Annotated in this window: 16 protein-coding genes; 1 reads left to right on the top strand and 15 read right to left on the bottom strand. The window is 70.3% G+C overall.

Annotated elements, in window-relative coordinates; translation table 11 throughout:
- Window positions 1-156: 156 nt before the first annotated feature.
- From DFO65_RS01550 to cysK, 6 genes are all read right to left on the bottom strand, one after another.
- Window positions 157-1,104, bottom strand: coding sequence for a 2-hydroxyacid dehydrogenase (locus tag DFO65_RS01550; protein ID WP_113902644.1), 948 nt, complete (start codon window positions 1,102-1,104; stop codon window positions 157-159).
- A 140-nt stretch (window positions 1,105-1,244) separates the two neighbouring features.
- Entirely contained in the window at window positions 1,245-1,775 is a 531-nt protein-coding gene (locus DFO65_RS01545; RefSeq protein WP_113902643.1) for a MarR family winged helix-turn-helix transcriptional regulator, read from the bottom strand.
- The gene (locus tag DFO65_RS01540; RefSeq protein WP_113902642.1) at window positions 1,772-2,440 is read right to left on the bottom strand and encodes an NAD(P)H-dependent oxidoreductase; all 669 of its coding nucleotides are present in this window, start codon (window positions 2,438-2,440) and stop codon (window positions 1,772-1,774) included. The genes DFO65_RS01545 and DFO65_RS01540 overlap by 4 nt, the downstream gene beginning before the upstream one ends.
- Entirely contained in the window at window positions 2,437-3,615 is a 1,179-nt protein-coding gene (locus DFO65_RS01535; protein ID WP_113902641.1) for an LLM class flavin-dependent oxidoreductase, read from the bottom strand. The genes DFO65_RS01540 and DFO65_RS01535 overlap by 4 nt, the downstream gene beginning before the upstream one ends.
- A 284-nt stretch (window positions 3,616-3,899) precedes the next feature.
- Window positions 3,900-4,598, bottom strand: a complete 699-nt coding sequence (gene epsC / locus DFO65_RS01530) for a serine O-acetyltransferase EpsC (protein ID WP_113902640.1) — start codon at window positions 4,596-4,598, stop codon at window positions 3,900-3,902.
- 17 nt (window positions 4,599-4,615) lie between these two features.
- Window positions 4,616-5,542 carry a cysteine synthase A gene (gene cysK / locus DFO65_RS01525; protein ID WP_113902639.1) on the bottom strand — a complete coding sequence of 309 codons (927 nt, stop codon included), beginning with the start codon at window positions 5,540-5,542 and terminating at the stop codon, window positions 4,616-4,618.
- Window positions 5,543-5,851: 309 nt separating this feature from the next.
- Here cysK and def point away from each other — a divergent pair, with 309 nt between their 5' ends.
- A complete protein-coding gene (def, locus tag DFO65_RS01520; RefSeq protein WP_113902864.1) occupies window positions 5,852-6,424 on the top strand; it encodes a peptide deformylase in 573 nt (190 codons plus the stop codon).
- Window positions 6,425-6,481: 57 nt separating this feature from the next.
- On the opposite strand, the gene DFO65_RS01515 is transcribed toward def, so the two are convergent.
- From DFO65_RS01515 to DFO65_RS01475, 9 genes are all read right to left on the bottom strand, one after another.
- Window positions 6,482-7,630 carry a hypothetical protein gene (locus DFO65_RS01515; RefSeq protein WP_245940415.1) on the bottom strand — a complete coding sequence of 383 codons (1,149 nt, stop codon included), beginning with the start codon at window positions 7,628-7,630 and terminating at the stop codon, window positions 6,482-6,484.
- A 139-nt stretch (window positions 7,631-7,769) separates the two neighbouring features.
- Window positions 7,770-9,251, bottom strand: a complete 1,482-nt coding sequence (gatB, locus tag DFO65_RS01510) for an Asp-tRNA(Asn)/Glu-tRNA(Gln) amidotransferase subunit GatB (RefSeq protein ID WP_113902638.1) — start codon at window positions 9,249-9,251, stop codon at window positions 7,770-7,772.
- A complete protein-coding gene (gene gatA, locus DFO65_RS01505) occupies window positions 9,248-10,750 on the bottom strand; it encodes an Asp-tRNA(Asn)/Glu-tRNA(Gln) amidotransferase subunit GatA (RefSeq protein WP_113902637.1) in 1,503 nt (500 codons plus the stop codon). The genes gatB and gatA overlap by 4 nt, the downstream gene beginning before the upstream one ends.
- Entirely contained in the window at window positions 10,750-11,055 is a 306-nt protein-coding gene (gatC, locus tag DFO65_RS01500) for an Asp-tRNA(Asn)/Glu-tRNA(Gln) amidotransferase subunit GatC (RefSeq protein WP_113902636.1), read from the bottom strand. The genes gatA and gatC overlap by 1 nt, the downstream gene beginning before the upstream one ends.
- Window positions 11,056-11,214: 159 nt before the next feature.
- Window positions 11,215-13,563, bottom strand: a complete 2,349-nt coding sequence (locus DFO65_RS01495) for a molybdopterin-dependent oxidoreductase (protein WP_113902635.1) — start codon at window positions 13,561-13,563, stop codon at window positions 11,215-11,217.
- Between the two features lie 19 nt (window positions 13,564-13,582).
- A complete protein-coding gene (locus DFO65_RS01490) occupies window positions 13,583-14,101 on the bottom strand; it encodes a hypothetical protein (protein ID WP_113902634.1) in 519 nt (172 codons plus the stop codon).
- 222 nt (window positions 14,102-14,323) lie between these two features.
- On the bottom strand, window positions 14,324-16,588 hold the full coding sequence (gene ligA, locus DFO65_RS01485) for an NAD-dependent DNA ligase LigA (protein WP_113902633.1): 2,265 nt from the start codon (window positions 16,586-16,588) through the stop codon (window positions 14,324-14,326).
- The gene (locus tag DFO65_RS01480) at window positions 16,585-17,802 is read right to left on the bottom strand and encodes a uroporphyrinogen decarboxylase/cobalamine-independent methonine synthase family protein (RefSeq protein ID WP_113902632.1); all 1,218 of its coding nucleotides are present in this window, start codon (window positions 17,800-17,802) and stop codon (window positions 16,585-16,587) included. Before DFO65_RS01480 ends, ligA begins: the two co-directional genes overlap by 4 nt.
- Window positions 17,759-19,765: a S9 family peptidase gene (locus DFO65_RS01475; protein ID WP_113902631.1), complete on the bottom strand. Its 2,007-nt coding sequence runs from the start codon at window positions 19,763-19,765 to the stop codon at window positions 17,759-17,761. Before DFO65_RS01475 ends, DFO65_RS01480 begins: the two co-directional genes overlap by 44 nt.
- Window positions 19,766-19,870: the final 105 nt, after the last annotated feature.

Genomic DNA, 19,870 nt, shown 5'->3' with positions numbered 1-19,870 from the left:
CGCATGGTGGAACCTGTGCCGTCGGTCGTCAGCGCGGGCCCGACCCCGGTCGGTCCGGCCCTCGGGCGACGGTGTGCGCAGGGCCCTGCCCGCCGGCCCGGCCGGCGGGTCCCTGGGTCGGCAGGCCGCCGGTGGGACGGTGGGGAACGATGCCCGTCAGTCGATGCGGACGAGGTTGAGGGGCTTCTCCCCGTCGTTGATCCGCCGCACCTGTTCGGCGAGGACCTGGACGACGCGCGGTTCGAACGCCGAGGTGTCACCGCCGACGTGTGGGGTGATGAGGGTGTTGGGGGTTCCCCACAGCGGGTGGTCGACCGGCAGCGGCTCCGGGTCGACGACGTCGAGGGCCGCATGGAGGCGACCGGTGGAGAGCTCGGCGACGAGCGCGTCCGTGTCGATGACCTTTCCGCGGGCGACGTTGACGATGAGCGCGTTGTCGGGCAGGAGGGAGAGGAACTCCCTGTCGACGAGGTGGTGGGTGGAGTCCGTGAGCGGGGTGATGAGGACGACCACCTCGGTGTGGGGAAGGAGCCGGGGCAGCTCGTCGACGCCGTGGACCGGTCCCCTGTCGTCCTCGCGGGCGGTCGTGGCGACGCGGGTGAGCTTGACGTCGAACGGGGCGAAGCGATCGGCGATCGCGGCCCCGATCTCCCCGACGCCGATGATCATCACGCGGCGGTCCTGCAGGGAGCGGTGACGACGGTGATCCCAGATGCGGGCGACCTGGTGGCGGACGGCGTCGTCGATGCCGCGCAGGCTCGCCAGCGTCAGCGCCACGGCGAGCTCGGCGGTGCCGCCGGTGTGGACGCCCGAGGCGGTGGCCACCGCGATGCCGCGCTCCGGCAGGTGGGCGACGGGATCGTAGCCGGTCGTCTGGGTGACGACGAGGCGAAGATTGGGCAGATCGTCGAGCAGGGCGATCGTCGGCGCGGAGTCGAGGTACGGGAGGATGAGGACGTCGATGTCGTCGCGGCTGACCTTCGCCGACTTCTCCTCGGCCGAGTAGACGACGAGGTCGACGTTGGCCCGCTGGTGGGCGGGGATCCGGGCGATGACACGATTGCGGAGTTCGGAGTTCGGGAAGGCGATGGTCTTGATCGACATGCCCTCATTCTGGCACGAGTGTGAGCCGCGCCTCCACGCCGATGACGCCGCGACACCACCGGGAACGTGCCGATCCGGCGGCGCGGACCCCGTCCCACCTGACGCCCGGGACGGGGCCCCACCTGACGCCCGGGACGGGGTCAGTCGGGCAGCGCCTCGGCGATCCGCCGGAACACCGTGTGGAGGACGGTGAGCTCCTCGGCTCGCACATGATCGAGGAAGAGCTCGTCGACGTGGCGGCGCTGCCGGCGCGCCGCCTCGACGAAGGTCTCCTCGCCCTGCGCGGTGAGGGTGACGTTGTGCGCCCGCCTGTCGTCGGGACACCCGGTCTTCCTCACGAGGCCGGCCTCTTCGAGGAGCCTGATGCGGTAGTTGAGCCGCGAGGGCGAGAACACGAGTCGCCTGGCGAGCGCGCTCATCGTCAGGGTGCGGCGCGGCGCCTCCCACAGCAGGAGGAGCACGTTGTAGTCGCCGAGCACCAGCCCCGACTCCTCCCTGAGACCGGCCTCGAGGACCTGGCTGAGGCGCTGACTCGTCTCGATGTAGAGCCTCCAGCTCTGCTGGGCCAGCGCCTCGGCGTCACGACCGAACCTGACCGGCTGCGGGCTCCCCTCCGCGGAACGAGCCTCCACGCCGGTCGATCGGCGGATTCGCCGCGCATCCGTCCTCATGCCCGCCCCTCGAGCAGCTCGGCGAACGGCGTGATGAGCTCCGGGTCGAACGCGTCGACGGTGCGCGGTGGCGTGGTCGCGGACGTCCCCACCGAGGTCGTCGACGTGGTCGTGCCCGTTGCGCCCGTCACCGACGCCGCCAGCGAGACGAGCTCGTCGGCCGCCTGTCGGATCCGACCGCCGAGGCTCCGCCCGCCCTCGACGCTGCCCCAGTCATCGGTCGCGGCGAACACCGAGGTCGGGACCACGAGGCCCTTGAGGTAGGCGAGCACGGGCCGCAGCATGGTCTCCGCCGCCTGCGAATGCCTCGGCGTCCCTCCTGTCGATCCGATGAGCACCGGCGTGCCCGCGAGCGCCCGCTCGTCGATGAGCTGCCAGAACAGTGTGTGCAGGCCCACCGGAGCGACCTTGTACACCGGGGTGACGGTGACGATCGCATCCGCCTCGGCGACCTTGGCGAAGGCCTCCTCGAGCGCTTCGGAGCGGAACCCGGTCAGGGTCATGTCGGTGAGCGAGGTGGTCAGGGTGCGGACGTTGATGCTGTCCGTCTCGATCGTGAGCCCGTGCTCCTCCCCGGCCGCGACGGCCGCCGAGAGGATCCGCTCGGCGAGCCTCAGGGTGCTCGAGTCCTCGCTCAGGGATGTCGCCACACTGAGGATCCTCATTTCCTGCTCCCTCCTGTCTCCATGGACTCCGCTTCGCGCTCGAGGCGGTCGGCATGGGCGCGCGACCCTTCGCCGCCGCCGGGGATCGGGTCGAGGCCGGCACGATGACGGGCGACGAGGGATTCATGCGTGGGTGCGTCCGGAACGTCGGCGGGACGGTTCTTCGCGAACTCCTTCCGGAGCACCGGGATGACCTCCTCGCCGAGGAGGTCGAGCTGTTCGAGCACCGTCTTCTGCGGCAGCCCGGCATGGTCGATGAGGAACAGCTGTCGCTGGTAGTCGCCGGCCCATTCCCGGAAGCCGAGGGTCCTTTCGATGACCTGCTGCGGCGACCCGACGGTCAGCGGGGTCTGGGTGGAGAAGTCCTCGAGACTGGGGCCGTGCCCGTAGACGGGCGCATTGTCGAAGTACGGCCTGAACTCGCGGACCGCGTCCTGGGAGTTCTTCCGCATGAACACGTGACCGCCGAGCCCGACGATCGCCTGGTGCGCCGCCCCGTGACCGTAGTACTCGAAGCGCTGGCGGTAGAGCTGGACCATCCGGGCGGTGTGCGAGGTGGGCCAGAAGATGTTGTTGTGGAAGAACCCGTCGCCGTAGTAGGCGGCCTGCTCGGCGATCTCCGGGCTGCGGATCGATCCGTGCCAGACGAACGGCGGGACGTCGTCGAGCGGCCAGGGGGTGACGGTGAAGCCGTTCAGCGGAGTCCGGAAGCGGCCCTCCCAGTCGAGGTTCTTCTCCCTCCAGAGACGGTGGAGGAGGTTGTAGTTCTCGACCGCCAGCGGGATGCCCGACCTGATGTCCTTGCCGAACCAGGGGTAGACCGGGCCGGTGTTGCCGCGTCCCATCATCAGGCTGAGCCGACCGTCGGACAGGTGCTGGGCGTAGGAGTAGTCCTCGGCGATGCGCACGGGATCGGTCGTCGTGATGAGGGTCGTCGCGGTCGACAGCCTCAGGCTGGTCGTCTGTGCGGCGATGTTCGCCAGCAGCACCGGCGGATTGGCAGGTGCGACGAACGGCGGATTGTGATGCTGACCCGTCGCGAAGACGTCGAGCCCGACCTCCTCGGCCTTCTTCGCGATCTCGATCGTGTTCCTGATCCGCTGATGCTCGGAGACGGTGGTGCCATCCGTGGGGTCGGTGGTGACGTCTCCGATGGTGAAGATGCCGAATTCCATGCTCTTTCCTCCTGTTCGCCGCCGAGGTGCTCCGGCCTTCCGGACCGTCCCGACGTTCGCGTGGTGCGACCTGCGTCCTAAACTTCAGTTTTGAAGTAATTAGTTGAAAGTTTAACAGACGAGGCGGCGGGAGTATTCCCGAGTGGGCGACCGGGGCGCCGAGGCGCCATGGGGCAGGCCCACGGGTGAATGCGGAAAGGCGGGCCGGAGCGGGAGATCAGTTGATCTTCCGCTTCGACCCGCCCTCCGGCGAGGCCATCGGTCCCCGGGCTCGGTGACCCCGATCAGATCCAGATCGCGGGATCGACGAGTTCGAAGTCGGGATGGCGGCCCGGATCCGCCGCGCGACCGGGGACGGCACCGGTCGGTGCCGCGGATCGTGCCGCCTTCCGCAGCTCCCTCTTCGGCCGCACAGTGGCCGGGATCCCTACGGCGCTCGAATCGGCGGGCACGTCCTTGACGACCACGGCGTTGGCCCCGACCGACGAGTTGTCCCCGACGACGACTGGACCGAGGATCTTGGCCCCGGAGCCGACGAGGACGTTGTTGCCGATCGTCGGATGGCGCTTGGTCTGCGCCATCGAGGTGCCGCCGAGGGTCACCTGGTGGTAGAGCATGACGTCGTCGCCGATCTCCGCGGTCTCACCGATGACCACGCCGTTCGCGTGGTCGATGAAGAAGCGCCGGCCGATCCGCGCCCCGGGGTGGATCTCCACCCCGGTCAGGGTGCGAACCGCCTGGGACAGCAGCCGCGCGGGCACCTTCGTGGCGTCGTTCTGCCACATCCGGTGGAGTCCGCGGTGGGCCCAGATCGCGTGGAGTCCGGGATACGAGATGATCGAGACGAGGTCGTTCGTGGCCGCCGGGTCACGGCGCCGGACGGTCTCAAGGTCCTCGCGCAGCGTCGCCCGGACCGCCGGCCTGGTCAGTCCGTAGGCGGCCGCCCCCACTGCCGCGGCCGCCGCTGTCCACATCGCCTTCATCGTCTCGATCGGTCCGCTCAGTCCATGTACTCCGCGAACAGCGGGGTGGAGAGGTAGCGCTCGCCGAAGTCCGGCAGGACGACGACGATTCGCTTGCCCGCGTTCTCCTCGCGGGAAGCGACCCGCTCGGCGGCGACGACCGCGGCGCCCGAGGAGATGCCGACGAGCAGTCCTTCCTCCCGGGCGAGTTCACGGGCACGGGAGAAGGCATCGTCGTTGTCGACGGTGACGACCTCGTCGTAGATGTCGGTGTCGAGGACCTTGGGCACGAAGTTCGCTCCCAGGCCCTGGATCATGTGCGGTGCGGGGTCTCCTCCGGAGAGGATCGGCGAGGCGGCCGGCTCGACAGCGACGATCCTGATGTCGGGCTTGGCCTCGCGCAGGGCGCCGCCGGCGCCGGTGATCGTGCCGCCGGTGCCGATCCCGGAGACGAAGATGTCGATCTCACCGTCGGTGTCGGCGAGGATCTCGGGACCGGTCGTCGCGCGGTGGATGGCGGCGTTCGCCTGGTTCTCGAACTGGCGGACGAGCACGGCCCCCTCGGCGGCGATCTCTTCGGCCTTCGCGACAGCGCCCTTCATGCCCAGGGACTTGTCGGTGAGGATGAGCTCGGCGCCGAATGCGCGCAGCAGCGCCCGACGTTCCTTCGACATCGACTCGGGCATGGTCAGCACGACCTTGTACCCGCGCGACGTTCCGACCATGGCCAGGGCGATTCCGGTGTTGCCGGAGGTCGCCTCGACGATGGTGCCGCCCTCCTTGAGCTCACCGGACTGCTCGGCGGCGTCGATCATCGCGACGCCGATCCGGTCCTTGACCGAGTTGGCCGGGTTGTACGACTCGAGCTTCGCGACGATCTCGGCACCGGAGCGCTCGCTGGCCTTGTTGAGGCGGATGAGCGGCGTCCGGCCGACGAGTTCGGAGACGTTGTTGTAGATGGTCAAGTCATGTCCTTTCACAGGGGCGAACATTCGAGCGGACCGAGAGCAGTGACGGTGTCGCCACCGACGAATCAGCCGATGGCTTCAGCTGCTGTTCTCATCTCCGGTTCCTGCTCATCTTAACCACGGCCGGGTCCACCCTGTTCCGAGGATGACTGCTCAACAATCCGCGTTCACTGTCAGCGAAACTTTCGTCATACTCCCGACCGGATAGGGCGGTTCGTCGCGGCACCGCGCACTGATGCCGGTCGAGCCCTGCGAACAGCTGAGCAATTTCCGGCCCGACCGGAGGGAACGGATACGATGTTCCCCATGGCCATCCATCCCATCGTCATCTACGGCGAGCCTGTCCTCCACCGTCGCGCCGAGAAGGTCACCGCCTTCGACGAGGGGCTCGCCACCCTGGTTGCCGACATGTACGAGACCCTCGAGGCGAGCAACGGAGTCGGCCTCGCCGCACCGCAGATCGGTGTGGGCAGGCAGATCTTCGTCTACGACGCCGACGACGACCAGGGGGTGCGCCGGCGCGGCGTCTTCATCAACCCGGTCCTCGTCGCCTCGAAGGTGCCCGAGACGCGGCCCGACCCCGTCGACGAGTCCGAAGGCTGCCTCTCGGTGCCCAGCCTCGACTTCCCGCTCAAGCGCGCCGAGCGGGTGACGATCACCGGAGTCGATGAACAGGGCAGGACCGTGTCGCTGTCGACCGAGGGATGGTTCGCCCGGATCATGCAGCACGAATTCGACCACCTGCAGGGCACCCTGTACGTCGATCGCCTCGACAAGCGGTGGTCGAAGAAGTGGAAGCAGGCGCAGGCCGCCAACGGCTATGACGTGCCGGGGAAGTCCTGGATGCCCGGAGTCGATCCCGACCCCTTCGGTCACTGACCCCCGCCTCGCCGAGGTGGCCGTCGGTCTGTCGGCCGCCCCGCGCCGAGGCGGGGGTCAGTCGGGAGCGCCGGCTTCCCTGCCGCGGCGGGGCGCGGTGTCGAGCGCGCGCATGGATTCCTCCGCCGCCGCGAGTCGGGTGTCGAAGTCGTCGAAGGTGTCCGCCGTCTCGTCGAGTTCGGCGACGAGACCCGAGATGACCTCCGAGTGCGACTCCGCGTCGATTCGCAGCTCGCGGAACTGCCAGTCGGCGGAGTCGTCCGCGGCGGTCCGGGACAGGACGTCGAGCACGCGGTCGCCGAGTTCGCGGGAGCGCTCCGAGTTGTGGAGGAGCATGAGCTGCCGGTCGAGGGCGACGAGCCGTTCGTAGTACCCGTGCATCGACACCACCCGGTTCGCCATCGAGGTGAAGGCGATGGCGAGCTTCGACAGGTAGGCCTCGACCGTCGCCGAGGTGCGCTCGTCCCTGATGCTCTCGATCTCCTCCCGGAGCTTGACCAGCTCGGCCAGGCGCACGCCGACCGAGGCGACCGCGTGGTCGAGATCGACCCGGGAGACGTGGTCGGCGAGGATGGGGTGGGTCCATGCCCTGGTCCGCACGATCTTCCTCGCGATCGTCACGGCGAGGTGGAAGAGCCGCTGCTCATCCGTGTCCCGGCCGTCCTTCCGGCCGGGGACGAAACCGAGGGTGGCGGGGGTGATCCACTGCGCCTCGGCGGCCTTCCTCCGGTTCCTCCGGCTGAGCCGCTTCGGATCCCGGAAGTACCTGGGGCCGAGGACCGCGGCGACGATCCCGGTCCCCACGGCGCTCGCGCCTCCCGCCGCACCCAGGGTCAGGGCCGCTTCGCCGAAACCGGAGATCCAGGCGAGTCCCGCGGGGGCGGCGAGACCGGCGGTGACCGCCGAGCCGGTGGCGGTCCCGCCCTTGAACAGGATGCTCGAGCGGAAGAAGTTCCGGCGCATCCCGCCGGTGAGCATGATGGGGCTCGGCGCACCTGCCGCGCAGCGATAGCCGCGCGAGGTCCACGCCCGCAGGATCTCCTCGTTGACGCTCTCGGGAACGAGCACACGGTAGACCGGGACGATCGTCCCGCACTCGCTCTTCCACAGGGACTTCCACGACCGTGACACCACTTCCACCTCCCGCACGAACCCGAGCATGCTCAGCGCGCTGATCGACTTCCCGGGGAATGCGGACAGCCGCACCCCTCACCCGACGTCTTTGACGTCCGAGTCTAAGGGGTGCGGCTGGATCAATCCTGAGACTTCCGCAGGGCAGGGGCTCCCCCGCCGCGGGCGAGCTCCCCGGCCGAGGCGGGAACGCCTGCCGCGGGCGGGCGCGGTCTCAGCCGTTGATCTGGGCGAGGATGAGCTCCCTGGCCTTCCCGGCGTCGGCCTGACCGCGCGTGGCCTTCATGATCGGGCCCATCAGGGCGCCGACGGCCTGCATCTTCCCGCCCCTGATCTTCTCGACGACATCGGGGTTGGCCGCGATCGCCTCGGCGACGGCGGCCTCGAGGGCACCCGTGTCCTCGACGATCTCGAGTCCGCGGGCGCTCATCACCTCGGCGGGCTCGCCCTCTCCGGCGGCGACCCCGGCCAGGACCTCCTTGGCGAGCTTGTCGTTGAGCTTGCCGTCGGCGATGAGCTGCGCGAGCGCGGCCACCTGCGCGGGGGTGACGAGCTCGGTGGGGTGGACCTCACGCTGCTTGGCCATGCGGGCGACCTCACCGGTCCACCACTTCCGGGCGGCGGCCGGCGTCGCCCCTTCGCCCACCGTGTCCTCGATGGCGTCGAGCAGGCCGGCGTTGACGACGTCGCGCATCTCGAGGTCGGAGAATCCCCACTCGGCGTGGAGCCGGCGGCGCTTCTGCGCGGGCAGCTCGGGCAGGCTCGCCCGCAGCTCCTCGATCCACTCGCGGCTGGGCACGAGCGGGACGAGGTCCGGCTCCGGGAAGTAGCGGTAGTCGTCGGCGTCGGACTTCACGCGACCCGAGGTGGTCTCCCCCGTGTCCTCGTGCCAGTGCCGGGTCTCCTGGACGACTTTCCGCCCGGACTCGAGGACGCTCGCCTGGCGGGCGATCTCGAAGCGGACCGCGCGCTCGATCGAGCGGAACGAGTTGACGTTCTTCGTCTCGGTGCGGGTGCCCAGCGGTGCCTCGGGGCTCTCGCGCAGGGACACATTGACGTCGGCGCGGACGTTGCCCTGCTCCATCCTCGCCTCGGAGACGCCGAGGGCGCGGAAGATGTCGCGCAGGGTGCGGACATAGGCGGCGGCCACCTCGGCGGCCCTCTCCCCCGTGCCAGTGATGGGGTGGGTGACGATCTCGACGAGCGGCACGCCGGCGCGGTTGTAGTCGACGAGGGAGTGCACGGCCCCGTGGATGCGGCCCGTCGCCCCGCCGACGTGGGTGTTCTTGCCGGCGTCCTCCTCCATGTGGGCGCGCTCGACGGGGATGGTCACCGTCGTCCCGTCCTCGAGTTCGACCTCGACCTCGCCGTCGGCGGCGATCGGCTCATCCGACTGGCTGGTCTGGAAGTCCTTGGGAACATCCGGGTAGAAGTAGTTCTTGCGGGCGAACCGGCAGGATTCGGCGATGTCGCAGCCGAGCGCCAGGCCGATCTTGATCGCGTACTCGACGGCCTTCTCGTTGACGACGGGCAGCGACCCCGGCAGGCCCAGCGAGGTGGGGGTGATGTTGGAGTTCGGTCCGCCGCCGAAGGAGTTCGGGGCCGCGTCGAACATCTTCGTCTCGGTGCCGAGCTCGACGTGGACCTCGATGCCGATGACCGGATCGTACTTCTTGATCGCGTCTTCGTATTTCACTGAGCGGTCAGTCCTTCCGCGAGAGTGTCGAGCACGCGCCCACCGGACGCGGCGAGTGCGGCCTCGAGAGGTCCGGCCACCTCGTAGAGGGCGATGTCCTGGCGGGCCGGGGCGAGGATCTGCAGGCCGACGGGCAGTCCGTCGGCCAGTCCCGACGGCAGCGACAGCCCGGGGATCCCGGCGAGGTTCGCCGGCAGGGTCGTCACGTCGCCGAGGTAGAGGGCCATCGGGTCGGAGTCGGACTCGGCGCCGAAGCGCAGCGCCGTGGTCGGGGCCGTCGGCGAGACAAGCACGTCGACCTCCTCGAAGGCCCGGGCGAAGTCCCGCTGCACGAGGGTCCGGACCTTCTGCGCCGAGCCGTAGTAGGCGTCGTAGTACCCGGCCGACAGGGCATAGGTGCCGAGGATGATGCGGCGCTTGACCTCCGCGCCGAATCCGGCCGCGCGGGTGGCGGCCATGACGGTCTCCGCGGTCACCGGTCCGTCGCTGGGCTCGACCCGCAGTCCGTAGCGCATGCCGTCGTAGCGGGCGAGGTTCGAGGACACCTCGGAGGGCATGATGAGGTAATAGGCGTCGAGGGCGTAGGAGATCGACGGGCAGTCGACCTCGACGATCTCGGCACCGGCCGCGGCGGCGATGTCGAGCGCGGCCGTGAACGAGTCGATGACGCCGTCCTGGTAGCCCTCACCGCGCAGCTGCCTGATGACGCCGAGCTTCTTGCCCCCCAGGTCACCGCGGCGGGCGGCGGCGACGAATCCGGGCACCTCGTCGGGCAGCGAGGTCGAGTCGAGCGGGTCGTGACCGGCCAGGAGCTCGTGGAGGGCGGCGGCGTCGGCGACGTCGCGGCCCATCGGGCCGACCTGATCGAGGCTCGAGGCCATCGCGATGATGCCGTAGCGCGAGATCGACCCGTAGGTCGGCTTGACGCCGACGGTGCCGGTGAAGGCGGCCGGCTGGCGGACGGAGCCGCCGGTGTCGGTGCCCACGGACAGGGGCGCCTGGAATCCGGCGAGCGCGGCGGCGGCGCCGCCGGAGGAGCCGCCCGGCACGCGCTCGAGGTTCCAGGGGTTGCGGGTGGTGCCGAACGCGGAGTGCTCGGTCGTCGAGCCCATCGCGAATTCGTCGAGGTTGGTCTTGCCGAGCACGGGCAGTCCGGCGTCCTGCACCCTGAGGTGGACGGTCGACTCGTAGGGCGGGACCCAGTTCTCGAGCATCTTCGACCCGGCGGTGGTGCGCACGCCTGCGGTGACGACGAGGTCCTTGAGCGCCACGGGGACACCGGCCAGCGGGTGGAGGTCCTCACCGCTGCCGCGCCGGGCGTCGACGGACTTCGCCGTCTCCAGCGCCAGCTCGTCGGTGACGGTGATGAAGGAGCCGAAGTCGTCCTCGGTGGCATGGATGCGGTCGAGATGGGCCTGGGTGACCTCGACGGAGGAGAACTCGCCGGACCGGAGTCCCTCGGCGAGTTCGAGTGCGCTCTTCGTGATCAGTTCGCTCATCATTCCTCCCCGAGGATCTGCGGGACGACGAACTTGTCGTCCTGCGCGGCCGGCGCCGAGGCGAGCGCCTGCTCACTCGTCAGGGTCGGGCCGACGACATCGGGACGCAGCACGTTCGACAGCGGGATCGGATGACTGGTCGCGGGCACGTCGTCACCGACCGCTTCGTTGACCCTGGCGACGTTTCCCAGGATGGTGGTCAGATCGCCGGCGAGCGCTGTCAGCTCGTCCTCGCCCATGGCGATCCGAGACAGCGAAGCCAGATGCTGCACTTGCTCGGGGGTGATTGTGGAGGACTCCGTCATTCCCTGCCTTTCATCGTTCTGATTGCTCCCGACAAGTCTAGTCTCTTCGCCCTGCCCGCCCGGCGGCGGCAGATGTGAGCTTCGCCGAGGTGGCGCGGCGGACGCGATGACCGCGCCGAGGTGGGGCGGCGGGGCCGCGCGCCGCCGAGGCGGGATGGCTCAGTCGGCGACGAGGGGCGGGGGCGAGTCGGTCACCGTCACCGCCGGCGCCTCGGCGTCGTAGGGTTCGACCTCGACGAGGGCCGTCAGCGCCGCCGGCCCCTGGGTGAGGCGGGAGGTGCCCCGGTCGCGGGTGAGCACATTGGGGTTGCCGTGGATCTCCAGGGCCCCGGCCGCTCCCCCGTCGGACTGGTACCATGCTCCGGCGGAGAGCTGGATGACGCCGCGGCTGATGTCCTCGCTCAGGCGCACCCCGGCCAGGCAGGAGCCGCGCTCGTTGAACACGCGCACGATCTGGCCGTCGGCGATCCCGCGTTCGGCGGCGTCGGCGGGGTTGAGCCGGCAGGGTTCGCGGCCGGAGACCTTGCTCGTCCGGCTGGTCCCGGCCATGTCGAGCTGGCTGTGCAGGCGCTGTCCCGGCTGGTTGGACACGAGGTGGAGGGATCCCGGTGTCGCCGCCGCTGCGCCCAGCCATTCCGCGGGCTCGATCCAGACGGGGTGTCCGGGACAGTCGTCATAGCCGAAGGAGGCGACGGTCTCGGAGAACAGTTCGATCCTGCCCGAGGGCGTGGCGAGCGGATGGGCCTCGGGGTCGGCCCGGAAGTCCTCGAGGAGAACCGTGCTGCCGGGGTCGATGTCGACGCCCCCGTCGGACCAGAAACGGGCGAAGTCGGGCAGGGCGATCCCGTGCTCGGCCGCGGCCGATCGAGTCGTCGCGTAGAGGTGCTCGATCCACTCCATCTCCGACCGGCCCTGCGTGTACTCCTCGGCGATGCCGAGTCGGGCGGCGAGGTCGGAGAAGATGTCGTAGTCGGAGCGCGCACCGTGACGCGGGGAGATCGCCTGGTGCATCGCGATGATGCGCGGGTCCCCGGATGCGGCGCCGATGTCGTTGCGCTCGAGGGTCGTCGTGGCCGGCAGGACGATGTCGGCGTGACGGGCCGTCGCCGTCCAGAACGGCTCGTGGACGACGATGGCCTCCGGCCCGGCCCATCCCCGGCGGAGGCGGTTGAGGTCCTGATGATGGTGGAACGGGTTCCCTCCCGCCCAGTAGACGACCCGGGTGTCGGGGTATCGGCAGCGGCTGCCGTTGAAGTCGTACTCCCCGCCGGGATCAAGCAGCATGTCGGCGATCCGCGCGGCCGGGATCGGCGCGGTGACGGGGTTCGGCCCGGTCGGAAGCCTCGGGGCGGGGAACGGGTACTTCCAGCTGCCCATCGTCCCCGTGGCCCCGTAGCCGAAGCCGAATCCGCCGCCGGGCAGGCCGATCTGTCCGAGCATGGCCGCAAGCAGGATCGCCGCCCAATAGGGCTGCTCGCCGTGGTCGGCGCGCTGCAGCGACCAGGTCACGGAGATCATCGTCCGGTGCCGTGCCATCCGGCGGGCGAGGTCGCGGATCGACTCCGCCGGGATCCCCGTGATCGCGCTCGCCCACTCGGCGTCCTTGGCCGGGGCGGCAAGCAGATGATCGGCCATGCGCTCCCAGCCGACGCAGTGGGTGGCGAGGAACGTCGCGTCGTGGAGGCCCTCGACGAGTAGCGTGTGAGCGAGTCCGAGCATGAGAGCCGTGTCCGTGGTCGGCCGCACCGGCAGCCAGCTCGGGTCGACGACGTCGGGCGCGTCATCCCGGATCGGGGAGATCGAGACGACCTCGCAGCCGTTCGCCCGGATCCTCCGCAGCCATCCGCCGATCGTGTGGTCGGAGATGCCGCCCGATTCGATGCGGGTGTTCTTCATCGCGAGCCCGCCGAACATCACCCACAGCTCGGTGTGCTCGGCGATGACGTCCCAGCTGGTCAGCCGGCCGTTCGCGAAATCGGCGGAGCCGAGCACATGGGGCAGGACGAAGGCGGCCGCGCCGTAGCTGTAGTTGCCGACCTGCGAGGTGTGGCCGCCGAAGGCGTTGAGGAAGCGGTGGAGCTGGGTCCTCGCGTGATGGAACCGGCCCGCGCTCGACCACCCGTATGAGCCGCCGAAGATCGCCGCATTCCCGTGCCGGTCGCGGACCCGGGCGAGCTCTCCGGCGACGAGGTCGAGCGCCTCGTCCCAGTCGACCTCGACGAAGGGCTCCCTGCCCCGGTCCTCCCGGCGGCGGGCGTCGAGCGGGGCCCCGTTCCGCGAGCCGTCCGGCGTCACGCCTGTGCCGGTCGAGGACCGCACGGCCTCGAGCCAGGATCGCCGCACGGCCGGTCGTCTCACGCGGACCGGGGACTCGACGGCCTCGCCGAGGTCGTGGATGAGCGGATTCGGATCCGAGTCGGAGGCGGCGGGGATGAGTCGGGCGATCCGGTCGCCGGAGACCTCCACGTCGAACGCACCCCAATGGGAGCTGTGCGGCACCGTGGTCATGGGGCCATGATAGGTCGGCTCAGGCGATGTCGCGTTCGGGCCACGTCCGCTCCCCGCGGATGTAGCCGGCGAGGTCGTCGAGCACTCGGGCGGCATCCTCCTCGCTCATCTCCCCGGCTTCGACCCCGGCCCTGAGGTCCGCGGCGAGCGCGGCGATGCGGGCTTCGGCCGAGACCACCTCATGGGCTTCGGCCGTGACGGCGGAGGGAGTGGCCCGGGTCGCCTCGCGGGCCGGGATGAGGGTCCTGCCCTCGAGCGGTTCGGTCGTCCGCGGGCCCTTCCCGGTGGTCCGCAGGGCGGTCGAGCGGGCGGCCTCGGTCCGGCGCAGGGCGAACGCGGCGTCAGCGACGGGAGCGTCGGTCGTGCCGGCGTCCTCGTCGTCGTGCTCACCGGCGACGGCCTGAGCACCGGGTCGCTTGTCCGGCGACCCTCCGGGGTTGAGGACGAAATCGGCGATTCCAGCGGTCAGGGGTGCTGTCGTGAGTACTGCTGCGAGGACGACGGCTGTGCCGGCGAGGACTCGGGGAATCGCGTTCATGCCTTCACTCTGGCAGGCGAATCTGGTCCCAGCCTCAATCCCACCTGAGTCCCACCTTGGTGTTCGGTAACGAAATCGACATCAAACCGTAACGAACCCGATCCAATCGGCGGATCTGCGGCTCATTCACAGCGAAAACGGGCGCGAGAGGCTCCGTGACCGGTCACCGCAGGTCCCGTCGAGGAATCCCGTGCCCGATCCTCACGGGATCGGTCCTCCCGGTCAGTCGACGCTGCCCGTCTCGAGGAGCCGGCGGAAGGCGTCCTCGTCGAGCACCGGCACCCCGAGCGACTCGGCCTTGTCGAGCTTCGATCCCGCGTTCTCCCCGGCGACGACGTAGTCGGTCTTCTTCGACACCGAGCTCGAGGCCTTGCCGCCGGCGGCGACGATCGCCTCCTTGATCCCGTCCCGGGTGAACGAGTTCAGGGATCCCGTGGCGACGATGGTCAGCCCCTCGAGCGTCTGCGGCGCGACTTCCTGCTCCTCGTCCTCCATGCGCACGCCTGCGGCCCTCCACCGGTCGACGATCTCGCGGTGCCAGTCGATCTCGAACCAGTCGTGGATGCTCGAGGCGATCGTCGCACCGATCCCGTCGACGGCGGAGAGCTCCTCGAGGCTCGCCTCCCGGATCGCCTCGAGGGACCTGAAGTGCGCGGCCAGGGTCCGGGCGGCGGTGGGCCCGACATGGCGGATCGACAGGGCGACGAGGACCCGCCACAGGTCCTGGTCCTTGGCCTTCTCCAGCTCCTCGAAGAGCTTCGTCGTGTTCGCCGTGGGACCGCTGGGCTTCTTCGCCGTGCCCCGCGTGTAGAAGTAGGGAACGAGCTCCCGCTCGCCGGTCTCGACGCCTTTGACCTTCCTGTTCCTCCAGATCTGGACGTCGGCGAGGTCCTCGGGCCTGAGGTCGAAGAGGAACGCCTCGGAGGTCAGCGGCGGCGACTCGGGTTCGGCCGGGGCGGTCAGGGCCAGGGCCGCCTCCTCGCCGAGGGCCTCGATGTCGAACGCCGCGCGGGAGGCGAGGTAGAAGATCCGGTTGGCCAGCTGGGCCGGGCACGAGCGGGCGTTCGGGCAGCGCAGGTCCTTGTCGCCGGCCTTCTGCTCCCCCAGCTCGGTCCCGCACGAGGGGCAGTGGGTGGGCATGACGAACTCGCGTTCGCTGCCGTCGCGGGCGGCGACGACGGGGCCGAGCACCTCGGGGATGACGTCGCCGGCCTTGCGCAGGGTCACGGTGTCGCCGATGAGCACGCCCTTGCGCCTGACCTCGTAGCCGTTGTGCAGGGTCGCGCGCTCGACGGTGGAGCCGGCGACCGTGACCGGTTCCATGACGGCGAAGGGGGTCACCCGGCCGGTCCGCCCCACCTGCACCTGGATGTCGAGGAGCTTCGTCGTCACCTCCTCGGGAGGGTACTTGAAGGCCGTCGCCCACCTCGGCGCCCGGGAGGTGTAGCCGAGCGTCTCCTGGAGGGCGAAGTCGTCGACCTTGATGACGATGCCGTCGATCTCATGGACGACGTCGTGGCGGTGTTCGCCGTAGTGGGTGATGAACTCCTCGATCTCCTCGAGGGTCTCGAGGACCTTCGAGTGCTCGCTGATCGGCAGCCCCCAGGTCCGGAACTGCTCGTAGACCTCGGACTGGCGCTCGGGTTCGGGGTGGGAGTCGTCGGCCGGGGTCCACACCGCGATCCCGTGGACGAGCATGTGCAGCGGCCGCCGGGCCGTGACCGCCGGATCCTTCTGCCGCAGCGACCCCGCGGCCGAGTTGCGGGGGTTCGCAAAGGGCGCCTTGCCCTCGGCGACGAGGGAGGCATTGAGCTCCGCGAACTTCTCGACGGGGAAGAACACCTCGCCGCGGATCTCGACCTCAGCGGGCGGGTACTCGGTGTCGAGGTGGTGCGGGATGTCGGAGATCGTCCGCACGTTCGCCGTGATATCCTCCCCCACCCGGCCGTCGCCGCGGGTGGCGGCGCGGACGAGTTCGCCGCGGCGGTAGAGGAGGTTGACCGCGAGCCCGTCGATCTTGAGCTCGCAGAGGAACTTCGACCGCGCCGAGGTGGCCGAGCGCACCCGCTCATACCAGGCGCGGAGCTCGTCGAAGTCGAAGACGTTGTCGAGGCTGTACATCCGGCCGAGGTGGGTGACCGGGTCGAAGGTCGAGGTGTCGACCGCTCCGCCGACGGTCTGGGTCGGCGAGGTGTCGCTGACGAGTTCGGGGAACTCCTCCTCGAGGGCCTGCAGGCGGCGGACGAGCTCGTCGTACTCGGCGTCGGCGACGAGCGGCTGGTCGTGCTGATAGTAGGCGGCCCGGTGCTCCTCGATCGTCTCGACGAGGGCGGCGTGGTACTGGGCGCGCGCCGAGGCATCGGAGAGGTCGACGTCGGAGGCGTCCGGAGCCCCCGCCGCGTCAGGAGTCCCGGCAGGGTCAGCCGAGCCCTGGGGAGTCCCGGCGGTGTCGGCCCCGGAGGCAGCGTCCTTGCGTGTCGTGGTCATTCGATCTCCTCCAGCGCGCGTCGAAGTCCGGCGGCAATCATCATATGTCCTCGGCTGATGCCCGCGCCCGTCCCCGCACCTGAGGCCGCGCCCGCGCCCGAGACCACGCCGGGGCGGTCCGGCGCGGATCCGGCAACGGGCAGGAACGGCGGGTGGCTCAGCGGCAGCTCCTCCCCGGCGAGCACGCCGAACTCGCGCAGGGTGCGCGCCCCCATGCCGATCCGCGTCCACGGCTCGACGAGCCGGGCGCGCCACCGAGTGACCTCCCCGGGACTCGACCCGGCAGCCACCGGCAGGTGCACCCAGATGCCGACGCCCGCCTCGGCGAGGGTGGCCAGCTGCTCCCAGCCGGACGCTCTCAGTGTCGCCCACGGCACTGACACGGACGCGGCGCCGATCGCGCGGACCACCTCGGCGGCGGGGATCTCCTTGCCCCGCAGCCGCAGGGGGTCGAGGTCGGGGAGGCTGAGGAGGACCGGAGGCAGGTGGGACAGGGTCGAGCGGAGGGCGGCGTAGACCTGGGTCTCGGCGATCGCGGGCAGGGTGCGCAGTCCGGAGGCGGTGGGCCAGGTGCCCGTGAGGACGGGGGTCAGGCGGGACTCGACGAGGCGGACGACCGGGCGCATCCCGGTGTCCGCGATCCTCTCGGCGAGGTCGGCGATGCCGAACGCGTAGGCCTGGACGACGTCGCGGCGGGCGCCGTGGTCGCCGAGGACGGGAGCCCCGGAGGTCAGGCTCAGCGCCGTGACGAGCGTCCACGGTCCCGGCAGGGACACCTGGACCTCGCCGGTGAAGCCGGCCGCGGACTCGGCGAGGGCGTCGAGGGCCTCGCCGAGGGCGGAGGCCTCGAGCCGCTCGTCCCGGCCTCCCGTGCTCGTCAGCCGCCACCCGAAGGAGGTGCGGTCGACGTGGAGGTCGCGCAGCAGCCCGAGCCCGCGGCCGACCGCGTCGGCGCCCCACCGCTCGGCCGACCGGTGGGCGACGAGGGGCAGGGGCGGCTGGTGCTCGCCGAGGACGTCGACGCCGGTCCGAGCGGCCTCGAGCGCCGGACGCGGCGAGTCGGCGCCGCGCGGTCCCACCGCTGCGGTGCCGGGACCGGACTGGGGGATCCAGATTCCCGTCGTCGACGCCGCGGCGGGGACCGTGCGCTCAGGACCGGGGACCGTGTGCTCAGGGCCGGTGGTCGGGCCGGGGGATCCCGAAGACGTCGACATAGAATCCGAACTCGCTTTCCAGGGAATCGATGATGGTCTCGGCGCGGACGAAACCGTGGGATTCGCCCTTGTACAACCGGTAAATGTACTCCACACCCATGAGTTCGAGCATGCCCACGAACTCCTCGGCCTGGGAGGGCGGGACGATGGGGTCGCGATCGCCCTGCATGATCGCCACGGGGGCGTCGATGCTGCGCACCCTGCGGATCGGCGAGCGCGTCATGTACTCGTGGTGGGCCTGAGGCCAGGGCCCGACGAGCCCGTCGATGTAGTGGCGTTCGAAGTCGTGGGTGTCGACGACGAACCGCATGAGGTCGGTGACTCCGAAGTAGGAGGTTCCGCAGGCGAAGACGTCGGAGGAGGCGAGCGCGCACAGCGCCGTCCATCCCCCGGCGGAGGCCCCGCTGATCGCGATCCGGCGCGGGTCGGCGAGCCCTTCGGCGATGAGTCCGCGGACGGCGGCGACCGTGTCGTCGACGTCGACGATCCCCCACTGTCCGCGCAGACGGTTGCGCCAGGCCCGGCCGTAGCCGGTGGAGCCGCCGTAGTTGACCTCCATGACGCCGATCCCGCGGGAGGTGAAGTAGCTGCTGCGGGCCGACATGTCCGCGGTCGCCTGCCCGGTGGGTCCGCCGTGGACGACGACGAGGCAGGGAGGCAGCTCGTCGGGGTCGGCGGAGAACCGCGGGTTGTGGGGCGGGTGGATGACGACGGGAACACCGCCGAGCTCTCGCGTGTACGGGTGGGAGAAGTACTCCCGGTGGGCGTCGTGCCGTTCGGCCGCGATCTCGGTGAATTCCCCGCTCGCCCGGTCGATCGCGTAGAGCGCACCGACCGAGTCGCTCGACTTCGCCGAGGCGAGGACGTGGGTGGCGGAGATGTCGTGGAGTTCGATGCTGCCGAAGGTCCGTCCGATCGTCGTCACCGCCGTCACCTGGGAGTGCGGCTGGGTCTCCGTCGAGGTGGACGCCCGGACGATCCGCGCCGTGTCGGCCTGGGAGTGCGCCCAGATCTCGCCCTCGGCGCACAGGTGCCAGCGCGCCCCGAGCTGCCACAGCGGCCCGCCGATCTCGGCTCCCGTGTCGAGGACGGGCCGCAGATCGGAGATCCGCAGCGTCCGGTGCCCGCCGCTCGCCCCGGGGTGGCGGGGGCCGGCCGGCCGCACGCCGCGGGGACCGCTCGCCTCACGAGGGCCGATGTCGAGGGCGTAGAGGGCCCAGTGTCCGCAGTGGTCGGAGCTGAGCACGAGAGTCGAGTCGGAGGTGAACTCGGGCTGGAGCAGGGAGACGTCCCGGCCGGGCAGGACGGCGCGGACGGGGATCTGCGGGGTGCGCACGTCGATGAGCCACAGCGTCGTCGAGTCCCAGGGCATGTCCGGGTGCTCCCACCCGATGAAGGCGAGCGTCGCCCCGTCGGGTGAGAGCCGCGGCCAGGCCATGAAGTGGGCGTGACGCGAGAGCACGTTCGTCGTCCCATGCCTTGTCAGCAGCACGATCGCGCGTTCCTTGCGGGTGCTGCGGTTGTCCTCGCGCACGCACAGCAGCCCCCATCGGGTCATCGTCAGGTCCCCGTACCGGATCCGGCCGGAGGTGTCGGGCGTCAGGGGGTGCGGCGCCCGCCCGGGCACGAACTGCCAGATCCTCTGGTCGGCGGCGTTGACGAAGTAGACGATCTCGCTGGTCGGGTCGAGGGCCCAGGCCGCTCCCCCGTACTCGTGGACCGAGGAGCGGATGTTGAAGTCCGCGGGCAGGATCTGCTCCCGGTCCTGCGGGTGGGAGAGCCAGGTGCGGACGAGGCCGGTGCGGGAGTTCTCGTCGGGCACCTTGGTCGAGTAGTAGATGTGCTCGCCGCGGAACCGGGCGTCGAAGATCGGCGCGGACCCGGCATGCACCTCGGCGGCGCTCAACGGTGAGGTCCAGGTTCCGTAAGGCGCTCTCACGACCTCCTGGAGGAACTCCTTCATGCTCCCAACAGTATCGCGATGACGTCGGCGGATCCGATGGAATGGGCATTGACCGCCGAGGAGATGTAGACTGGAGGCACTGCGAACCCGATCTCGGGTTCCCTG

It is taken from the genome of Brevibacterium sanguinis (genome assembly GCF_003315415.1).
Classification (GTDB): Bacteria; Actinomycetota; Actinomycetes; order Actinomycetales; family Brevibacteriaceae; genus Brevibacterium; species Brevibacterium celere_A.
The sequence above is the reverse complement of the archived record's forward strand: the minus strand, read 5'-3'. Positions and strand labels throughout refer to the sequence as shown.

Coding starts and splice junctions, on each gene's coding strand:
- DFO65_RS01480 (WP_113902632.1), bottom strand. CDS start 17,802: ATGTCGACGTCTTCGGGATCCCCCGGCCCGACCACCGGCCCTGAGCAC.
- ligA (WP_113902633.1), bottom strand. CDS start 16,588: ATGACCACGACACGCAAGGACGCTGCCTCCGGGGCCGACACCGCCGGG.
- DFO65_RS01535 (WP_113902641.1), bottom strand. CDS start 3,615: ATGGAATTCGGCATCTTCACCATCGGAGACGTCACCACCGACCCCACG.
- DFO65_RS01545 (WP_113902643.1), bottom strand. CDS start 1,775: ATGAGGACGGATGCGCGGCGAATCCGCCGATCGACCGGCGTGGAGGCT.
- DFO65_RS01490 (WP_113902634.1), bottom strand. CDS start 14,101: ATGAACGCGATTCCCCGAGTCCTCGCCGGCACAGCCGTCGTCCTCGCA.
- DFO65_RS01475 (WP_113902631.1), bottom strand. CDS start 19,765: ATGAAGGAGTTCCTCCAGGAGGTCGTGAGAGCGCCTTACGGAACCTGG.
- DFO65_RS01540 (WP_113902642.1), bottom strand. CDS start 2,440: ATGAGGATCCTCAGTGTGGCGACATCCCTGAGCGAGGACTCGAGCACC.
- DFO65_RS01550 (WP_113902644.1), bottom strand. CDS start 1,104: ATGTCGATCAAGACCATCGCCTTCCCGAACTCCGAACTCCGCAATCGT.
- gatA (WP_113902637.1), bottom strand. CDS start 10,750: ATGAGCGAACTGATCACGAAGAGCGCACTCGAACTCGCCGAGGGACTC.
- DFO65_RS01495 (WP_113902635.1), bottom strand. CDS start 13,563: ATGACCACGGTGCCGCACAGCTCCCATTGGGGTGCGTTCGACGTGGAG.
- epsC (WP_113902640.1), bottom strand. CDS start 4,598: ATGAAGGCGATGTGGACAGCGGCGGCCGCGGCAGTGGGGGCGGCCGCC.
- gatC (WP_113902636.1), bottom strand. CDS start 11,055: ATGACGGAGTCCTCCACAATCACCCCCGAGCAAGTGCAGCATCTGGCT.
- def (WP_113902864.1), top strand. CDS start 5,852: ATGGCCATCCATCCCATCGTCATCTACGGCGAGCCTGTCCTCCACCGT.